Annotated in this window: 15 protein-coding genes; 9 read left to right on the top strand and 6 right to left on the bottom strand. The window is 73.0% G+C overall.

Annotation, left to right across the window (positions count from 1 at the left end):
- The first annotated feature begins 62 nt into the window (after positions 1–62).
- From QUG98_RS02470 to QUG98_RS02460, 3 genes are read left to right on the top strand one after another with little or no spacing between them, the layout of a single operon-like run.
- Positions 63–1,379 (top strand): four-carbon acid sugar kinase family protein, encoded by a 1,317-nt coding sequence (locus tag QUG98_RS02470; RefSeq protein WP_289469041.1) that lies wholly within the window; start codon positions 63–65, stop codon positions 1,377–1,379.
- Positions 1,376–2,398: a 4-hydroxythreonine-4-phosphate dehydrogenase PdxA gene (gene pdxA / locus QUG98_RS02465; RefSeq protein WP_289469040.1), complete on the top strand. Its 1,023-nt coding sequence runs from the start codon at positions 1,376–1,378 to the stop codon at positions 2,396–2,398. The genes QUG98_RS02470 and pdxA overlap by 4 nt, the downstream gene beginning before the upstream one ends.
- A 34-nt stretch (positions 2,399–2,432) precedes the next feature.
- Complete coding sequence (locus tag QUG98_RS02460) at positions 2,433–3,197, top strand: DeoR/GlpR family DNA-binding transcription regulator (RefSeq protein WP_289469039.1); 765 nt, start codon at positions 2,433–2,435, stop codon at positions 3,195–3,197.
- Between the two features lie 65 nt (positions 3,198–3,262).
- Here QUG98_RS02460 and QUG98_RS02455 read toward each other — a convergent pair whose 3' ends face one another.
- Complete coding sequence (locus QUG98_RS02455; RefSeq protein WP_289469038.1) at positions 3,263–4,039, bottom strand: SDR family oxidoreductase; 777 nt, start codon at positions 4,037–4,039, stop codon at positions 3,263–3,265.
- A 133-nt stretch (positions 4,040–4,172) separates the two neighbouring features.
- Here QUG98_RS02455 and QUG98_RS02450 point away from each other — a divergent pair, with 133 nt between their 5' ends.
- Complete coding sequence (locus QUG98_RS02450) at positions 4,173–5,036, top strand: helix-turn-helix transcriptional regulator (protein ID WP_289469037.1); 864 nt, start codon at positions 4,173–4,175, stop codon at positions 5,034–5,036.
- 157 nt (positions 5,037–5,193) lie between these two features.
- On the opposite strand, the gene QUG98_RS02445 is transcribed toward QUG98_RS02450, so the two are convergent.
- Positions 5,194–6,222 carry a zinc-binding alcohol dehydrogenase family protein gene (locus QUG98_RS02445; protein ID WP_289469036.1) on the bottom strand — a complete coding sequence of 343 codons (1,029 nt, stop codon included), beginning with the start codon at positions 6,220–6,222 and terminating at the stop codon, positions 5,194–5,196.
- Positions 6,223–6,255: 33 nt separating this feature from the next.
- Here QUG98_RS02445 and QUG98_RS02440 point away from each other — a divergent pair, with 33 nt between their 5' ends.
- The gene (locus QUG98_RS02440; protein WP_289469035.1) at positions 6,256–6,537 is read left to right on the top strand and encodes a winged helix-turn-helix transcriptional regulator; all 282 of its coding nucleotides are present in this window, start codon (positions 6,256–6,258) and stop codon (positions 6,535–6,537) included.
- Here the strand turns inward: QUG98_RS02440 and QUG98_RS02435 are convergent.
- From QUG98_RS02435 to QUG98_RS02425, 3 genes are all read right to left on the bottom strand, one after another.
- The gene (locus QUG98_RS02435; protein WP_289469034.1) at positions 6,512–8,041 is read right to left on the bottom strand and encodes a glyceraldehyde-3-phosphate dehydrogenase; all 1,530 of its coding nucleotides are present in this window, start codon (positions 8,039–8,041) and stop codon (positions 6,512–6,514) included. The two genes, QUG98_RS02440 and QUG98_RS02435, sit on opposite strands and share 26 nt — an antisense overlap.
- Complete coding sequence (locus tag QUG98_RS02430) at positions 8,041–9,930, bottom strand: phosphoenolpyruvate carboxykinase (GTP) (protein ID WP_289469033.1); 1,890 nt, start codon at positions 9,928–9,930, stop codon at positions 8,041–8,043. The genes QUG98_RS02435 and QUG98_RS02430 overlap by 1 nt, the downstream gene beginning before the upstream one ends.
- Before the next feature lie 70 nt (positions 9,931–10,000).
- On the bottom strand, positions 10,001–11,419 hold the full coding sequence (locus tag QUG98_RS02425; protein WP_289469032.1) for a cation:dicarboxylate symporter family transporter: 1,419 nt from the start codon (positions 11,417–11,419) through the stop codon (positions 10,001–10,003).
- A 188-nt stretch (positions 11,420–11,607) separates the two neighbouring features.
- On the opposite strand from QUG98_RS02425, the gene QUG98_RS02420 reads away from it, so the two are divergent.
- Both QUG98_RS02420 and QUG98_RS02415 read left to right on the top strand, forming a co-directional pair.
- Positions 11,608–13,269, top strand: a complete 1,662-nt coding sequence (locus QUG98_RS02420) for a sensor histidine kinase (RefSeq protein ID WP_289469031.1) — start codon at positions 11,608–11,610, stop codon at positions 13,267–13,269.
- Positions 13,266–13,946: a response regulator gene (locus QUG98_RS02415; protein ID WP_289469030.1), complete on the top strand. Its 681-nt coding sequence runs from the start codon at positions 13,266–13,268 to the stop codon at positions 13,944–13,946. The genes QUG98_RS02420 and QUG98_RS02415 overlap by 4 nt, the downstream gene beginning before the upstream one ends.
- 199 nt (positions 13,947–14,145) lie before the next feature.
- Here the strand turns inward: QUG98_RS02415 and QUG98_RS02410 are convergent, their stop codons facing one another.
- A complete protein-coding gene (locus QUG98_RS02410) occupies positions 14,146–14,655 on the bottom strand; it encodes a BLUF domain-containing protein (RefSeq protein WP_289469029.1) in 510 nt (169 codons plus the stop codon).
- A gap of 103 nt (positions 14,656–14,758) precedes the next feature.
- Here QUG98_RS02410 and QUG98_RS02405 point away from each other — a divergent pair, with 103 nt between their 5' ends.
- Positions 14,759–15,061, top strand: a complete 303-nt coding sequence (locus tag QUG98_RS02405) for a hypothetical protein (protein ID WP_289469028.1) — start codon at positions 14,759–14,761, stop codon at positions 15,059–15,061.
- Between the two features lie 110 nt (positions 15,062–15,171).
- Positions 15,172–16,236, top strand: a complete 1,065-nt coding sequence (locus QUG98_RS02400; RefSeq protein WP_289469027.1) for a LacI family DNA-binding transcriptional regulator — start codon at positions 15,172–15,174, stop codon at positions 16,234–16,236.
- The last annotated feature ends 45 nt before the right edge of the window (positions 16,237–16,281 follow it).

The following is a 16,281-nucleotide window of genomic DNA, read 5'->3' as shown; positions in this document are numbered from 1 at the left end:
GTGTTTCGTGCACGTCGTCGTTCCATCGACCGCACCATCCACCGAGCCCGAGGAGGGGTCCGATGTCCAAGCGCCTCGCCGCGATCGCCGACGACCTGTCCGGCGCCGCCGAGGTCGCCGCGGTCCTCGGTCCCGACCCCGCCACCGTCGCCCTCACGCTCACCGGCGCGCTCGGACACGTCGCGCGCTCCGCGTCCGACGTCGTCCTCGACTGCGACACCCGAGCGCTCGACCCGTCGGCGCGGCGCGCCGCCTTCGCACGGGCAGCACTGCAGATGCGCGCCGCCGGGGCGCCCGTCGAGCTCGTGAAGACCGACTCGCTGCTGCGCGGCGGCGTCGGGGACGTCGTCGCCGGGCTCACCGACGCCGGGGCCCGCGTGGTCGTCGCCACAGCGCTCCCGGCCCTCCGACGGACGGTCGTCGAGGGCCAGCTGCTCGTCCACGGCGGTCCGGTCGCCGATGCCGGTCTGCACGGACTGGAGGCGCGGGTCGTCGCCGGCCCGCTCGCTGCGATCGGACCGCGGGCCCGTTCCGTCCCACTCGCGGTCGTCCGCGCCGACGCGGATGCCGTCCGCGACGCGGTCGTCCGGGCACTCGACGCCGGCGACGTCCCCGTCCTCGATGCCGACTCGGACGACGACCTCGACCGGATCGCGTTCGCCCTCGACCAGACCGACTGCACGGTCGTCGGTTCGGGTGGGATCGCCGCAGCCGTCGGCCGGCTCCGCGGAGCGCGCCCGTCCGATCCGACCGCGCCGTCGATGGTCGCGCCCGCGCCCCTCGGTCCGGCGGCGCTCGCCGGGACACGCCAGCCGGTGCTGCTCGTGGTGGGCACGGCCAGTGCGGAGGCATCCGGGCAGCTCGAGGTGCTCGCCGCGAACGGTGTCCCGGTGGTCCCGGTGCCACGTGACGTCCTGCTCCGCGCGGTCGACCGTCGCGAGGTCGACGACATCGACCACCCCGCCATCACCGCCGCGCGGTCGGCGTTGCGGGACGGATCCGTGGCGATCTGCGTCGCGGACCGGCACGAACCGATCCCGCAGCTCGCTCGTCGGCTCGCCGACGGCCTCGGCATCGTGGCCGCCGCCATCAGCGGACGGTCCGCGCTGGTGCTGACCGGCGGCGAGACGGCACGCTCGGTGCTGAGCCGCCTCGAGATCGCGACGATCGTGCCCGAGGGCGCCGTCGAACCCGGCTGCATCGTGTCCCGCGCAGACGACGGCCGTCGTGTCGTCACGCGACCCGGCAGTTTCGGGACGGCCACCAACCTGCTCGACGCGGCCACGTTCCTCCAGGCCGTCCAAGATGATCCGTCCGCGGCCGCGAGCCGTGTCGAAGCGGCCGTCGACCGCGCGAACCGAAAGGCAGTACTGAGATGAACGCCACTCCTGTTGTCGCCGTCACGATGGGCGACGGGGCCGGTGTCGGCCCCGAGGTCGTCGTCGAGGCCGTGGTCTCCCCGGACGTCCGCGCCGTCTGCCGCCCGGTCGTCATCGGCGACCTCGGCCGCCTGCGCCAGGCCGCCGCGATCCGTGGCGTCGACGTCACGTTCAACGTCGTCGAGGACGTGGCCGACGCCGGGCACCAGGACGGTGTCGTCGACGTGGTGGACCTCGGGCTCCTCCCGGAGGACCTGCCGTGGGGACGGCTCTCGCCCGTCGCCGGCGACGCTGCGTTCCAGTACATCCGCGTCGCCTGCGATGCGGCCATGGCCGGAAAGGTCCAGGCGATCTGCACCGCGCCGCTGAACAAGGAGGCCCTGCACGCCGGCGGACACGTCTTCCCGGGCCACACCGAGATGCTCGCGGAGCTCATGGGCGTCGACGAGGTCTCGATGATGCTCTCGACGGCGAAGCTGAAGGTCGTCCACGTGACCACCCACCTCGGGCTCATCGACGCCGTGGCACGCATCGAACCGGGACTCGTCGAGCGGACGATCCGGCGGGGCAACGAGGCCCTGGTGCGTGCGGGGAACGCGCGCCCGAGGATCGGCGTCGCGGCGATCAACCCGCACGCCGGCGAGAACGGCCTGTTCGGCTACGGCGAGGAGGCAGCGAAGATCGCTCCGGGCGTCGAGGCTGCACGCGCTGACGGGATCGACGCCGTCGGACCGCTGCCGGCCGACACGCTGTTCTTCCTCGCCGGCCGCGGGGACTACGACCTGGTCGTCGCGATGTACCACGACCAGGGGCACGGCCCCGTGAAGGTCCTCGGGATCGAGGCCGGGGTGAACATCACCGTGGGGCTCCCGGTCATCCGCACCTCGGTCGACCACGGCACGGCCTTCGACATCGCCGGCACCGGGAAAGCCGATGTCGCTAGCATGATCGAGGCGCTCCGCCAGGCCGCCGAACTCGCGCCGACCTCGAGCGTGCCGAGTCCGGCCCGGAGCGCCTGACAGGTCCTGAGTCCCCGCTGTCCGGAAGGTGCCCGTGTCGATCTCGGCGAGAGCTCGACGTGACGCGATCGTCACGCTCGCGACGACGGTCGGACTCGCGAGCGTCGACGAGCTCTCCGAGCGGTTCGGCGTCACGGCGTCCACCATCCGACGCGACCTCGCGACCCTGCAGGAACAGCGGAAGCTCACCCGGACGTTCGGTGGCGCGATGGCCGTGGCCGCCCACCCCGAGGCATCGCTGCGGCAGCGGCTCGGTGAGCACTTTGACGCGAAGCGCGACATCGCCCGACGTGCAGCCGAGACAGTGGCACCCGGAACGTCGCTCTTCCTCGACAACGGGTCGACCGTCGCGGCCTTCGCGCATGCTCTGCCGGTCGACGCCGAGCTCACCGTCACCACCACCAGCGTCGGGGTCGTCACGGACATGGCCGACCGCGACGACGTCCGACTCGTCATGCTCGGCGGTGAGTACCGGTCGCTGAGCAACGGGTTCGTCGGGCCACTGACGGAGGCGGCGCTCGAGTACCTGACCTTCGATGCCGCCTACCTCGGTGCCGACGCGGTGTCGCCGGAACGCGGCATCTGCGAAGCGGACCTCGGTCAGATCCGACTGAAGGAACTCATCGCTCGTCGTGCGACGGCGGTGTACGTCCTCGCTGACTCCTCGAAGCTCAAGCAGTCCGAGTTCCACGCGTGGACCCGGCTCGGTGGTGGGTGGACCCTGATCACGGACGACGGCATCGCACCGGACCTCGTCGAGCGCTTCACGGCAGCGGACGTGACCGTCGTCGCGGCCTGACCAGCCCTACTCAGCGGCCTGCGGCCCGGCAGCTCAGCGGCTCGACCACCCAGCGGCTCGGCCGTTCAGCGGCCCGGCAGCGACGCCAGTGCCTGCGACCGCTGCGCGAGCATCTCGTCGTACGTGCCGTCCCGCTCGGACCAGCGGAGGGGTCGGGCCCGCTCGACCACGACCTCGTGCGGCGTCGGGTCCTGGGAGAGCAGGCCGACCACCTCGTCGAGGAACGCATCGAGGGGCAGCGCGTTCGGGTTGAGCTGCTCCTGACCCGCGGTCGCGACGGCCGGCGGGACGAGTTCGCTGACGCCGACACCGGTGCCCGCGAGGTGCGCGCGGAGCGACTCGGTGTACGAGTGCACCGCCGCCTTCGTCGCACCGTACGTCGGCATCAGCGGGAACGGGGTGAAACCGATCCCGGACGTCACGGTGAGGACGTCCCCGTGCCCCTGCGCGAGCAGGTGCGGCGTGAACGCGTCGACCACGCGGATGGTGCCGAGCAGGTTCACGGCGACGGACTGCTCCGCCTGCGCGACGTGCGCGGGGTCCCGCAGGTCCTCGGTGAGCATGACACCGGACATCGTGACGACGAGGTCGAGGTCCGGGTGTGCGGTGAGGACCTCGTCGCGGGCCGCGAGGACGGACGCGGGGTCCGTCACGTCGACGGTGACCGACTCGACGTCGTCGAGACCGGTCGCGCGCCGTCCGCCGACGACGACCGTCGAACCGGCGGCGCGCCGTCCGCCGACGACGACCGTCGAACCGGCGGCGCGGAAGCGGCGGGCCAGGCCGGCCCCGATCCCCGAGGTGCCTCCGGCGATGAAGACGGTGCGGTTGCTGATGTCCATGTGGATCGTCCTCCCTGTTCGGTGGTGGTGCACCGATGGTCGCTCCGGGCCCGGCAGGTCCGACAGGCCGCGGTCTTCCGGGGGAGTGACAGGGCCCCCGCTCCGCACGTCGTGCCCGGATACCGTGTGCTCCGTGGAGGAGCGCGCAGACGACAACCGGCTCGGTCGGTACCTGGCAGCGAGGCGGGCGGTCGTGACGCCGGAACAGGTCGGACTGCCGTCGGGGCCGCGCCGCCGGGTCGCCGGGCTCCGACGCGAGGAGGTCGCGCTCCTCGCGGGCATCAGCGCCGACTACTACCTGCGTCTCGAGCGCGGCCGGGACCGCAACCCCTCGCAGCAGGTCGTCGAGGCGCTCGCCCGGGTGCTCGACCTCGACGACGTGGAGCGCGAGTACCTCACCGACCTCGCCGCACCCCGGCCCCGGCGTCGCCGGACCCGTCGGACCGATCGGGTGCCGGACCGTCTGCGCCACCTGCTCGCCGCGGTGGACGTGCCCGCCTTCGTCGAGAGCCGCACCCTCGACGTCCTCGCAGCCAACGCCCTGGCGACGGCACTGTCACCGCGGATGGCCCCCGGTCACAACCGACTGCGGTCGCTCCTGCTCGACCCCGAGGAGCGCTCGTTCCAGCAGGACTGGGACCGCGCCGTGGTCGACATGGTCGCAGCGTTCCGGCACACCCTGGGCACCGACGTCGACGATGCCCGGGCGATCGAGCTCGTCGGTGAACTGTCGCTGGTGAGCGCCCGGTTCCGGGGCGTCTGGGCCCGGCAGGACGTCCGACCGCTCGCCGGCAACACGACCGTGGTCCGGCATCCCGGGGTCGGCACCCTGCGCCTGCACCGCGACAAGCTCGCCGTCGACGACGTCGTGCTGGTGCTCTACTACGCGGACGAGGGGTCGGCCGACGCCGAGAAGCTCCGCCTGCTCGGCGTACTCGAGCGGTCGGACGGCGACCGGGCGGAGCGGGGCGCCGAGCGCGACACGCAGGCCGGCTGACGGACCGGCACCGAGGCGTCGGACGGGAGGCCCGGATCACCGCCGCCGGTCGGCGCCCGGTGGTCCGCGCCTCCAGACCGATCGAGGGGGCTCGGTCCCGAGCCGACGGCGGTCGCGAGTGGCCCCAGGACACCGTCAGGAGCGCGGACCGCGCGGCTCAGTCCTCCGGCTCGTCCGTCACGACGACCTTGCCGATGACCCGTCCGCTCTCGACCAGGCGGTGGGCCTCGCGCAGGGTCTCGGCCGTGATCGGCCGCAGGACGGTCGTGGCGGTCCCGCGGACGCGCCCCTCGTCGACGAGGTCCGCGACCCGGTCGAGGATCCGGTGCTGTTCCACCAGGTCCGCGGCGCCGTGCAGTGAGCGGGCGAACATGAACTCCCAGTGCCACGTGAGCGCCTTCGACTTCAACGCGACGACGTCGACCTGTTCGGGGTCGTCGATCGCCACGATCTGTCCGAACGTGCGGAGGATGCGCTCGTACACCGGGAGCTGACCGGAGGAGTTCGTCGTCAGGATCCACTCGATGCCGTCCGGAGCGATTGCGAGCACCTGCGCGGCGAGGTCGCCGTGGTGGTCGACGACCTCGTGGGCACCGAGGTCGCGCACCCACGTCTCGCTCTCCGGGCGGGACGCGGTGGCGACCACCCGGATGCCGGGCAGCAGGGCCCGGACGAGCTGGATCGCGATCGATCCGACACCGCCCGCACCGCCGACGACGAGCAGCGTCCCGGTTGCGTCCGGCGTGATCCGGAGCTTGTCGAACAGGCTCTCCCATGCCGTGATCGCGGTGAGCGGGAGCGCGGCGGCCTCCGTGTGTGTCATCGTCGACGGCTTCCGGCCGACGATGCGCTCGTCGACGAGCTGCAGTTCGGCGTTGCTGCCCGGTCGGTCGATCGCACCCGCGTAGGAGACCTCGTCCCCCGGAGTAAAGCGTGTGACCGCCGCACCGACGGCGCGGACGGTGCCGGAGGCGTCGAAGCCGAGCACCCGGAGGCCGCCGTCGGGCTCCGCGCCACCACGGAGCTTCACGTCGACCGGGTTCACGGAGACAGCACGCACCTCGACGAGCAGGTCGTGCGCGCCGGGGACCGGCTCGGGGATCGTGGTGGGCACCAGGCTGTGCGGGTCGTCGACGGGGCGGGCTGCGGTCTGTGCGATCGCTCGGATCTCGTTCGTGGTGGTCACCCGACCACTGTGCACCCCCGCACGTGCCGGGCGATGCTCGACCTCCTCGCGAACAAGTGGACGGCGCTCGCGATCGGCGTGCTCGAGGGTGGTCCGCTGCGCTTCGGCGAACTCCGGCGTCACCTGCAGGGGGTCAGCCCGAAGGTGCTGTCCGCATCGCTGAAGCGGTTGGAGGGCGCCGGGCTGGTGCGTCGGACCGTGTTCGCCGAGGTGCCACCGCGGGTGGAGTACGCGCTGACGCCGCTCGGCCGGGGCGCCGCGGTCCCGCTGGCGCACCTGCGCGACTGGGTCAACGAGAACGTCCCACGGCACTGAGGGGTCGACCAGGCGCTGCCACCCCCTCGGTCCGAGGCCGGTGAGCGGCCCGGGCCATCTCCTGCAGGACACGGTGGACCTGCCGGCTGTACCCGGACTCGTTGTCGTACCAGACGTACAGCACCACGTGCTCGGACCCGTCCGCGATGGTCGCGAGCCCGTCCACGATCCCCGCTCGTCGGCTGCCGAGCAGGTCCGTCGAGACGATCTCGGGCGACTCCACGTAGTCGATCTGCCGCCGGAGCACCGAGGTGAGCGAGGACTCCCGCAACACCCCGTTCAGCTCGTCGCGTCCGACCGGTCGACCGAGCGTCAGGTGGAGGACCGCGAGGGAGACGTTCGGCGTGGGGACGCGGACGGCGTTGCCGGTGAGCCGGCCGCGGAGCTCGGGCAGGGCCTTCTCGGCGGCCTTCGCGGCACCGGTCGCGGTGATCACCATGTTCAGGCCCGCCGCCCGCCCGCGTCGGTCGGCGGGGTGGTAGTTGTCGACCAGGTTCTGGTCGTTCGTGGCGGAGTGCACGGTCTCGACGTGCCCGTGGACGATGCCGTAGGCGTCGGACACGACCTTCAGCACGGGGACGATCGCGTTCGTCGTGCACGAGGCGGCACTCACGACCGGGTCGTCGCCGATGCCGTCGTGGTTGATGCCGTGCACCACGTTCGGCACGTCGCCCTTCGCGGGCGCGGTGAGCAGCACGCGGGCCGCGCCCGGGGCGAGGAGGTGCTGCCCGAGCCCCTCGGCATCGCGCCAGCGACCGGTGGTGTCGACGACGATCGCGTCCTCGATGCCGTGTGCGCGGTAGTCCACGGCGCCGGGGGAGTCCGCCGAGATGAACTGCACCAGGGTGCCGTTCGCGGTGATCGTGTCGTGCTCGGTGTCGACCGTGACGGTGCCGGCGAAGGGGCCGTGGATCGAGTCCCGTCGGAGCAGGCTCGCGCGCTTGACCAGGTCGTCGGGCCCCCGGCGCCGGACGACGACGGCGCGCAGGGCGAGCGGGGCGTGCGCCCCAGCGCGTTCGAGCAGGATCCGGGCGAGCATCCGACCGATCCGCCCGAACCCGTAGAGGACGACGTCGCGCGGAGCGTCGCGGTGCGGTCCGTCCGCCGTGCCCCGGTGCAGGAAGAACTCGTCGGCCAGGAATTCGCGCAGGCTGCTGCCGAGGCGGTCGCGTCGGTGGCGGGCCGCGAGGTCGCCGAGGTCCACCGACACCGACGACAGCGCCATCGTGTCGAGCTCGGTCAGGATCGCCAGGCTCGTCGTCACCGGCAGTTCGGTCTCGTCGACCCGGCGGCTCGAGCGGTGCGCCTTGACGATCCCGATCGGGGACTGTCCCACCAGGGGACGGCCGTGCACGGACGGCACGACGTCGTCCCGCCGGTAGAGCCGTCCGATGAGCGGCACCATCGCCTCGGCGGCCGCGAGCTTCTCGTCCCACGCGCGCTGCAGGTCCGCGCGCTCTGCGGCGGTGGACACCCCGGTCGTGGTCGGGACGACGGCGGCCATCAGGCCGCCTGCCGGACGGACTCGGACTCGGACTCGGGCGCGGACTCGGGTGTCTCGGCGTGCAGGGCTGCGCGGCGCTCGTCGAGGATCGCGGTGAACACCGGGGGCGTGCGGTCGCCGAACCCGGCGAGGAACTCCTCGGTCAGGTCGCACTCCTCGAGCCACGGCCCGGGCTCGACGGCGAAGAGCGCGTCGAGCCGTGCCTCCGGCAGGTCCAGGCCGCGCACGTCCAGGTCGCCGAGGTCGGGGAGCAGGCCGACCGGGCTCTCGACCGCCGGCACGCTGCCCTCGACCCGGCGGGCGATCCACTCGAGCACGCGGGCGTTCTCGCGGAAGCCCGGCCACAGGAAGCCGCCGTCCGCGTCCTTGCGGAACCAGTTGACCTGGAACACCGCGGGTGCTCCGGCACCGAGGCGTGCACCGGTGTCGAGCCAGTGCGACCAGTGGTCCGCCATGTCGTACCCGCAGAACGGCAGCATCGCGAAGGGGTCGCGGCGGAGCTCCCCGACCGTGCCCTCGGCCGCGGCGGTCTGCTCGGACGACACCGTCGCGCCCATGAACACGCCCTCGGCCCAGGTCGGTGCCTGTGCCACGAGCGGCACGTTCGTCGAGCGGCGACCGCCGAACACGACGGCGTCGACGGGGACGCTGTGCTCCCACCCGTCGGCGAGCGTCGGGACGCGGTCGAGCGACACGGTGAAGCGGGCGTTCGGGTGCGCCGCGGGCGTCGGGCTGTCGGGCGTCCAGTCGGCGCCGGTCCAGTCGACCAGGTGCGCGGGTGGCTCGGGCGTGAGTCCCTCCCACCAGACGTCGCCGTCGTCGGTCAGCGCCACGTTCGTGAAGATCGTGTCCGCCGCGATGGTCTCGACCGCGACGGGGTTCGTGTCGTGGCCGGTGCCGGGCGCGACACCGAACAGGCCCGCCTCGGGGTTGATCGCGTGCAGCCGCCCGTCCGCGCCGGGGCGGAGCCAGGCGATGTCGTCGCCGATGGTCTCGACGGACCAGCCCGGCAGCTCCGGCTGGAGCATGGCGAGGTTCGTCTTGCCGCAGGCGGAGGGGAACGCTGCGGCGACGTGGAAGGCGCGGCCCTCGGGCGAGGTCAGCCGGACGAGCAGCATGTGCTCGGCGAGCCACCCCTCGTCACGGCCCATCACCGAGGCGATCCGGAGCGCGAAGCACTTCTTGGCGAGCAGGGCGTTGCCGCCGTAGCCGGAGCCGTACGACCAGACCTCGCGGGTCTCCGGGAACTGCACGATGTACTTCGTCGGGTTGCACGGCCAGGCGAGGTCCGGCTGCTCGGTGCCGGCGTCGTCGCGCAGGGGCATCCCGACGCTGTGCACGGTCGCGACCCACGGCACGCCGGCGTCGATCGCCCGGAGCACCCCGTGCCCGAGGCGGGTCGTCTTGCCCATGCTCAGGACGACGTACGCCGAGTCGGTCACCTCGACGCCGAGCTGCGAGATCGGCCCGCCCACCGGCCCCATCGAGAACGGCACGACGTACATCGTCCGGCCGCGCATGCTCCCGGCGAAGCGCTCCTCGAGCTCGGCGCGCATCGCGGACGGCTCCCGCCAGTGGTTCGTCGGGCCGGCGTCCTCGGGGGTCCGGGAGCAGGTGAAGGTGCGTCCCTCGACCCGGGCGACGTCGTCGGGGTCCGAGCGGGCGAGGAAGCTGTTCGGTCGGCGCTCCTGGTCGAGGGCGACCAGCTTGCCCTCGTCGACGAGCTGCCGGGTCAGGCGGGCGGTCTCGTCGGCCGAGCCGTCGCACCAGACGACCCGGTCGGGGCGGGTGAGGGACGCGATCCGGGCGACCCACGCCTCCAGGGCGACGCGGGGTGAGCCGGGCACGGTGTGCGGGGTGGGACTCGTGTGGTTGGGGTTCGTGATCATCGTCGATCTCCTCGTGGCGTGGCGTGGCGTGGCGTGGCGTGGCGTGACGGGGCAGGGCGGGCCGGAGCGGCTAGCGGCGGGCGGTCGAGCGGTCGGGCTCGACGATGGTGCGGACGGCCTCGGTCGAGATGCGCTCCTGCTCCTCCGACGCCGGCGTGGCCGGGGTGCCGTGGTCGTCGGCGGACATCGTCCGCTCGTCGAACGGAGCCGCACCGGAGAGCACCCGCTCGACCTGCTGCTTGTCGATCTGCTTCGTCCACGTCCCGACCAGCACGGTGGCGACCGCGTTGCCGGTGAAGTTCGTCAGCGCGCGGGCCTCGGACATGAACCGGTCGATGCCGACGATCAGTCCGACGCCGTTCACCAGGTCCGGACGGTGCGCCTGCAGACCGCCGGCGAGGGTGGCCAGCCCGGCGCCGGTGACCCCGGCAGCGCCCTTCGAGGCGATGATCATGAAGACCAGGAGCGAGATCTGCTCGGGGACGTTCAGCGGGGTGCCGAGGGCGTTCGCGATGAAGAGCGAGGACATCGTCAGGTAGATCGCGGTGCCGTCGAGGTTGAACGAGTACCCGGTCGGCACGGTGACACCGACGACGGGCTTCGAGATGCCGAGGTGCTCCATCTTGGCGATGAGGCGCGGCAGGCTGACCTCGCTGGAGGACGTCGACACGATGAGCAGGTACTCGCGGCCGAGGTACTTCATGAGCTTGAAGATGTTGACGCCGGTCACGACCCGGAGCAGGACCCCGAGGACGCCGACGACGAACACGATGCAGGTGATGTAGAAGGCGACCATCAGGGTCCCCAGGGCGACGAGTGCGGCGACGCCGGTGGCGCCGACGACCGCGGCGATGGCACCGAACGCGCCGACCGGGGCGACCCACATCACCATCGCGAGGATGCGGAAGACCAGGGCCTGCAGGTGCCGGATGCCGGTGAGGATCGGCGCGCCCTTCTCGCCCATCGCCTGCAGGGCGAAGCCGACGAGCAGCGCCACGAACAGGGTCTGCAGGATGCTGCCGCTCGTCAGCGACGACACGAGGGTCGCGGGGATGATGCCGAGCAGGAACCCGGAGGTCGACGACGCGTTCTCCTCGGTGCCGGCCGGCAGCTCGTACGTGGCCTTCGACATGTCGAGGTGGTCGCCCGGGTGGATGAGGTTGCCGACGACGAGGCCGATCGCCAACGCGAAGGTCGACATCGCGATGAAGTAGCCGAGCGCCAGGCCGCCGACCTTGCCGACCGTCGCAGCCTTGGCGATGGAGCCGACGCCGAGCACGATCGTGCAGAAGATCACCGGGGCGATCATCATCTTGATCAGGGCGATGAAGCCGTCGCCGATCGGCTTGAGACCGACGGCGAAGTCGGGGGCCGTGAGGCCGACCACGATGCCGGCGAGCACGGCCACGATGACCGCGATGTAGAGCCAGTGCGAGCGATCCAGACCGCGGCGCCGGCGGCGGGCGGTGGTCGGGTGCGTCGATGCCATGAGACTTCCTTGTCGTCAGGACCGGGGCGGCGTCGCTCCGGTCGGCTCGTCCTCGGGGGAACGCCACACACCCTCGCTCGGACCGGCCCACCGGATCGACTTGTGTTCACAACGTTCACGGCGTGCTGCGCGGAGGGGCACTCGTACGCGAGGATGGACGTCCCGCAACGGAGCGAGGAGGCAGCACAGTGGTACCCCGTCGGTGGAGCATCGCCGCGCGACTCTTCGCGCTGCAGCTGCTGTTCGTCGTGGTCGGGGTCGCCGTCGGGGGCGCCTGGAGCTGGGCGTCCGCGCGGGCCGACCTCGAGGCGGACGCGGCTGAGAAGTCCACCGCGGTCGCGGTGTCCATCGCCCGCAACCCGTTCGTGCTCCAGCAGGTCGACACCGCCGACCCCTCGGAGCAGCTCGAGCCGTACGCCCTCGACCTGATGCGGCGCACCCACACGGACTTCATCACGATCATGGCGCCCGACCGCACCCGGTGGACCCACCCCGATCGCTCCGAGATCGGCAGGCCGTTCCGGGGCACCGTCCAGCCGGCGCTCGAGGGTCGGACCTTCACCGAGACGTTCTCCGGGACGCTCGGTCCGTCGGTGCGGGCCGTGACCCCGATCACCGACGCCGACGGGCGGGTGGTCGGACTCGTCGCCGCGGGCGTCACCGTGGCGAACATCTCGACCGCCCTGGTGCCCCGGCTCACCTCGGTCGTCCTGCTCGCCCTGGCGGTCGTCGCCGTGGCCGCGCTCTTCTCGTGGCTGCTGAGCCGCTACCTCGGTCGCGTGACGGCCGGGCGGGGGCCGGAGGAGCTCGCCCGCGTCTTCGCGTCCTACGAGGGCGTGCTCCACTCGGTGCACGAGGGACTCGTGGTGGTCGACCGGTCCGGCGCCGTGGTGCTGCACAACGACCGCGCCGCGGAACTGCTGCACCTGCCCGTACCGGCGGAACGCCAGGAACCGATCCCGCTCGCGGCGCTCGACGTGCCGGACGCCCTGCGCACCCTGCTCGCATCGGGCGACCGGGCCGTCGACGAGACGTACGCGACGAGCGACCGGGTGCTCGTCGTGAACCAGGAGATGGCGTTCCCGCGCGGGTCGACGAGACCCATCGGCACCGTCGCGACGATCCGTGACCAGACGGACCTGCTGCACCTGTCGGGGGAGCTGGCCGCCACCCGGACGCTCACCGACGCGCTCCGCTCGCAGACGCACGAGTTCGCCAACCGACTGCACGCGGTGGTCGCGCTCATGGAGCTCGGCCGGGTCGACGAGGCGATCCGCTTCGCCTCCGACGAGATCGAGCGGCACAGCGAGGTCGACCGGCACAGCGAGGTCGACCGGCATGGCGACGTCGATCAGCCCGACGCGGCGGACCGCACCGACGACCCCGCCCGGACCGCACCCGAGGTGCTCGACGCCCTCCTCGCCGCCAAGCGCGCGCAGGCAGCCGAGCGCGGGGTCGACCTCGTCGCCGACACGAGCGGCCTGCTCGACTCCGTCCCGGCGGCCCCCGGCGACGTCATCACCGTGCTCGGCAACCTCGTCGACAACGCCGTCGACGCGGTCGCCCGGCCCCGGCCCGGCGCAGACCGTGGCCGTGTCGAGGTCATCGTCACCGCGGTCGACGGACACGTCCGGCTCGTCGTCCGCGACGACGGACCCGGCATCGCCGACGTCGACGCCGTCTACCAGCGTGGTTGGTCGACGAAGCCGGCCGGGCCGGAGGGGCGGGGCATCGGCCTCGACCTCGTCCGCGCCACCCTCGCTCGCACCGGCGGCACCGTGGACGTCACGACCGGGCCGGACGGCAGCACCTTCACGGTGCACCTGACCGCCCGGAGCGTGGCGACGTGACCGCGCCCATCCGGGTCCTCGTCGTCGAGGACGAACCCCTGACCGCCGAGGCGCACGCCGCCTACGTCGCGCGCCTCGACGGCTTCACGGTGGTCGGTACCGTCGGCACCGGGCGGGAGATGCTCGCGACGGTCGCCGCGGAGCGACCGGACCTCGTGCTGCTCGACCTCAACCTGCCGGACGCCCACGGCCTGCAGCTGGTCCGCGCCCTGCGCAGCGCCGGTTCCGCCGTGGACGTCATCGCCGTCACCGCCGCGCACGACGTCCGCGCGGTGCGGAACGCGATCGCCCTCGGGGTCGTGCAGTACCTCGTCAAGCCGTTCAGCTTCCGGTCGTTCGCCGACCGGATGACGTCGTACCGCGAGTTCCGGCGCGGGTTCGAGGACCGTCGGGCACTCACGCAGGCCGACATCGACCAGCGGCTCGGGACGCTGCGCCCGATCGCACCGACCGACCACGAGAAGGGCATCGCTCCGGAGACGCTCGGTCTGGTCCGCGACGCACTGCTCGAGCGGCCGGACGGCGGGTCGGCCTCCGAGGTCGCCGAGGCGACGGGGCTGTCGCGGGTGACCGCGCGGCGGTACCTCGAGCACCTGGCCGCCTCCGGGCAGGTCGGCAAGGACGTCCGGCACCGCGGGCAGGGCCGTCCGGAGTACGAGTACCGCTGGTTGCGGTGAGCGGTGAGCGGTGAGCGGTGAGCGGTGAGCGGTGAGCGGTGAGCGGTGAGCGCTGAGCTGCTGACCCGCGCCGGGGCGGACGGGAGGCACGGCGCGGGTCGACGGGACACGCTGCGGTCGCGGGCGGCGCCGGACGGGAGGCGCGGTGCGGGCCGGTGCCGTGCCTCCCGTCCGTCGTCGTCTCACGCGGACGAGGAGGTCAGTGCGCGCGGGCCGTGCCGGTGTCCGCGCCGCTGCCGTCGCGGTCCTGCCGGAACCACTGCAGCAGCTCGCGCACCGTCGCCAGGTCGGGCGCCCCGCCGTGGTCGTCCGGCAGGAAGTCGAGGTCGTCGAAGGTCGTGCGGTGCCCGGGCACCGCGGCGCGCTGCAGGGTCGCCTCGGCTGCGTAGCCCATCGACCAGTCGGGGAACTGCCGCGAGGAGACCTGCTCCTCGAGCAGCACGGTGACCTGGTCGTGTCGAGGGTCCTCGGCGATGTACGCCATCTTCTCGCGCACCGCCGCCGACGGCCCCTCGAGCAGCTGCAGGAACCGGTGGTCGCGGAACAGCAGCAGGCCGGTCACCCCGGCGCGGGCGTTCGCGCTGCGGGCGTGGACCAGCAGCTCGTCGAGGTCGTCGAGGCCGAAGCCGACGACCGCACGGCTGGCGTAGACGAGGGACAGCAGGGAGCCGTCCGCCGGGGTCTGCGTCGGTTCGGGAGGTGGCTGCACGCCCCCACTCAACCCGGGCGGCCCGAGAGTCGACCCGGCGACCGGACCGCGGCGTCCCCCGGTTCCCTGGGACCGGCGACGAGCCGCTCTCTACGGTGGACCGATGCGAGAAGAGCTCGAGGCGGTCCTGTCGGCACACCGCGGCGCCCCGCTGCCCGACGGTGTGGACCGAGCCAGCGTCTGCGACCCGGAGCTGCCGAGTGCGGAGATCGTCGGCTGGGCGACCCTCGTCGCGGCCGGGGTACGGCTGTCGGCGTCCGAGCAGGACCGGCTCGCGGACACGGCAGCGAACGCCTTCGCCCTGATCGCGCTGCTCCCCGTGGGCGCCCGGCCGTACTTCGCCCGCCTCGGTCTGATCGCGACCCTGGCATCGGCGCTCGCCGTGGGAGCGCCCGCGCAGCGGTAGCCCGTCGAGGACCCCGCGTCCGCCGAGTGCGTGACTAGGCTCAGCACGTGCGGTCCGCGGGCGGTTCCCGTCGGGCCGACGAGCCGGACCGGCAGAGGGCAGGAGACCACGTGGCGCGATCGACGAGCATCCGCGACGTGGCGGCCGAGGCAGGGGTGTCCATCACGACGGTGTCGCACGCCCTGAGCGGCAAGGGCACCGTGAGCGCCCGGACGCGCCTGCGCGTCGAGGAGGCGGTGGAGCGGCTCGGGTACGCCCCGAACCCGATCGCCCGCGCCATGCGGACCGATCGGCGAGCGGTGCTGGGCTTCGTGTCCGAGGAGATCGCGTCGACCCCGTACGCCGGCAAGATCATCGTCGGTGCACAGGCCGAGGCCGCCGCGCACGACCACGTCCTGATGATCGTCGACATCGCAGCGGGGGAGTTCGACGACCCGCGCATCGACGCCCTGATCCAGCGCCAGGTCGACGCGGTGGTGTTCGCCTCGGCGTCGAACCGGGTCATCCGCCTGCCGCGGTCGCTCGACCCGGCCCGGACCGTGCTGCTCGACGCCTTCGACCCGGCGGCCCCGGTACCGTCCGTGGTGCCCGACGAGCAGGACATCGCCGCGACGGCGGTCCGGGCGTTGCTCGACGCCGGTCACCGCCGGATCGCGCACCTGACGGTCGAGGGTGCCGGTCCCGCCGTGACGGGCCGCGTCGAGGGGTACGAGCGGACCCTGGTCGCGGCCGGCGGCACCCCCGTGGTCGTCCGCGCGGGCGGCGAGGTCGCGGATGCCGCGGCCGGTCACCGGGCGGCGACGGAGCTGTTCGGGCCGGTGCCGCCGGGCACGGCCGACGGGCACGACGCCGAGCGGCCGACCGCGGTGTTCGCCTTCAACGACCAGATGGCGATGGGCGTGTACCAGGTCGCCGAGGAGCGGGGGATGCGCATCGGTCGGGACCTGTCGGTCGTCGGCATCGACGACCTGCAGCTCGTCGCCGCCGCCCTGCGCCCGGGCCTGACCACCGTGGCGCTTCCCCACGAGCAGATGGGGCGCGCCGCCGTCCGTCGCGCGCTCGAGCAGACCGGGGCGCTGCCCGCGCCGCCGACACCGCGTGCCGGGGTCGAACGGCTCCGCGGTGAGCTCGTCGTCCGCGACTCGATCGGATCGGCAACCGTTACTCGTTCGTGACCTCCGCCCGTGGCGAGCGGTTGCGCCCTGTGTGATGCTCTTCCT

The organism is Curtobacterium subtropicum, assembly GCF_030362975.1.
Lineage (GTDB): Bacteria > Actinomycetota > Actinomycetes > Actinomycetales > Microbacteriaceae > Curtobacterium > Curtobacterium subtropicum.
Note: the sequence above shows the minus strand (reverse complement) of the source record. Positions and strands in the feature narration are given on the sequence as shown.